Annotated in this window: 2 protein-coding genes; both read left to right on the forward strand. The window is 72.3% G+C overall.

Annotated features, from left to right (window positions below; genetic code table 11):
• On the forward strand, positions 1-471 hold a 471-nt coding region (locus CCN56_RS40885), incomplete at its 5' end, for a DUF2470 domain-containing protein (RefSeq protein ID WP_107484328.1).
• A 131-nt stretch (positions 472-602) separates the two neighbouring features.
• The coding region (locus CCN56_RS40890; protein ID WP_086832568.1) for an MMPL family transporter at positions 603-2,436 on the forward strand (1,834 nt) is incomplete at its 3' end.

The following is a 2,436-nucleotide window of genomic DNA, read 5'->3' on the forward strand; positions in this document are numbered from 1 at the left end:
CCCGTACGCCGACGCCTGCGCGCCCGCGTCACCCTGACCGGCCTCCTCGCCGCCCCGTACACCCCGGAGGCGACCACGAGCACCTGCCTGGAGTTCGGCCGGGCCCTCATCGAGGACGACGAAGGACGCACGTACGTCACCCTCGACGAGATCCGGGCCACCGAACCCGACCCCATGGCCACGCGCGAGGCGACCATGCTCACCCACCTCGTCGACCGCCACGCCGCACTCGTCCCCCTGCTCCTCCGCCTCGTCCGGCCGCGCCCCGAACGGGACTTGACCCGCGCCCTGCCCGTCGCCCTGGACCGGTACGGCATCACCCTGCGCCTCGAACACGGCACCGGCCACCACCGGGACGCCCGGCTGCCGTTCCCCACCCCCCTCACGGAGACGGACCAGGCGGGCCCCCGCATCCACGCGCTCCTCGCCGCCGCACGCCGCGCCTCCCACACGGACCACCTGCTCACCTGAGCCCGCTGTCCGAGAGGCCCTCCCGCCGAGATGCCGGAGCGCCGGGGCAGGCGCACCATGGACGGCGTAGGCCCGCGCGAAGCGGGTGCCGGAACCGCTCGGGGACTTCCCTATCCGGACACGGCCACGCCATGAACGCAGGAAGCCCGGCCACAGGCCGGCCAGCACCGTCCAGAGGCGTCCTCTACCGCACAGGTCACTGGTGCGCCCGCCACTGCATCATCGTCATCGCCCTCTGGCTGGCGGCCGTCGCGGGACTCCAGGTCCTCGACCGTGCCGTCGGCGGCGAGTACGAGGACAACTTCGCCCTCCCGGGAGTGCAGTCGGCCGAAGGACTCGACGTTCTCAAGGCGCACGATCCCGCCGCCGGCGGATACAGCGCCCAGGTCGTCCTGAACGACCCCTCCAAACCCCTCACGCAGGAGGCGTCCGCGGTCAACTCCGCCGTCGCCGCCCTCGCGAAGCTCCCGGACGTCATCGGCGCACAGAACCCGCTCCCGCCGCCCGGGACCACCCCGCCCCCGCTCCCGGCCGGGACGCCCAACGTCGGACCGCTCTCCACGGACGGCAAGACCGCCTACATCACCGTCCGCTTCAGCGTGGCCCCCTCCACACTGGGCACCGACTACCTGAACGGCGTCGACGCCGCCGTACAGCCCCTGCGGGACGCCGGCGTCACCGTCGAGTACGGCGGTTCGCTCGGCGAACTCGCCCGCCCGACGGCCGACGACCGCAGCAGCGAGGCCATCGGCTTCGCCGTCGCGATCGTCGTCCTCCTCATCGGCTTCGGCAGCGTGATCGGCGCCGTCATGCCCCTGGTCACCGCACTGCTCGGAGCGGTCTGCGGTCTTGCGCTGCTCGGCCTGATGGCGGCCGCCTTCACCTTCGGGACCGTCTCGCCCACCCTGGCCACCATGATCGGCCTCGGCGTCGGCATCGACTACGCGCTGTTCCTCATCACCCGCCACCGCCAGAACCTCATGAACGGCCACGATCCCGCCGACGCGGCCGCCCTCGCGACCACCACCAGCGGTCGCGCGGTCCTCGTCTCCGGCTGCACCGTCATCATCGCCCTGTCCGGCCTCTGGGTCTCCGGCGTCACCTTCATCGGCAAACTCGGCCTCGCGGCCGCCTTCACGGTCGTCACCGCCGTCATCGCCGCACTCACCCTCGTCCCGGCCATGCTCGGACTCGTCGGCAGACGCATCGACCGGTACCACGTCCGCAAACCCGTCGCCGAGACCGACGCCGAGCCCGGAGCGCCCGCGCACGGCACCTGGCACCGGTACGCACAGCGGGTCGAGAGGCGCCCCTGGTGGTTCCTGACCGGCGGCGTCCTCGTCCTCCTGGTGCTGGCGTTCCCCCTGCTGTTCATCCAGCTCGGCCACATCGGCGACGGCGCCGACCCCGAGTCGTTCACCGACCGGCGGGCCTACGACCTGATCTCCACGGCCTTCGGCCCCGGCGCGAACGGGCCGCTCACGGTGGTCGTCGACCAGTCGGCCGTCCCGGCCGCCGACCGGGCCGACCTCGGCACCAAACTCAAGGACGCGCTGACGGGCGTCCCGGACGCCGCCTACATCACCCCGCTCCAGACCACCCCCGACGGGGACGTCCTCGTCGGCACCGCCTACTCCGTGGCCTCCCCGCAGGACGAGAAGACGACCGAACTGACCAACCACCTCGTCGACGACGTCCTCCCGCAGGCCGTCACCGGCACCGACGCACAGACCTACGTCACCGGGAACACGGCCGCCCAGGTCGACTTCCTGGACATCGTCTCCAGCCGACTGCCACTGATCATCGCCGTCGTCGTGGGGCTCGCCTTCCTCGTCATCCTCATCGTCTTCCGCGGAGTCCTGGTCGCGGTCAAGGCCGCCGTGCTCAACGTGCTCTCCATCGCCGCCTCGTACGGCGTCGTCGTCGCCGTCTTCCAGTGGGGCTGGGGCGGGCCCGCCCTCGGGG

This window comes from Streptomyces sp. NRRL B-24572 (assembly GCF_002156145.1).
GTDB lineage: Bacteria > Actinomycetota > Actinomycetes > Streptomycetales > Streptomycetaceae > Streptomyces > Streptomyces vietnamensis.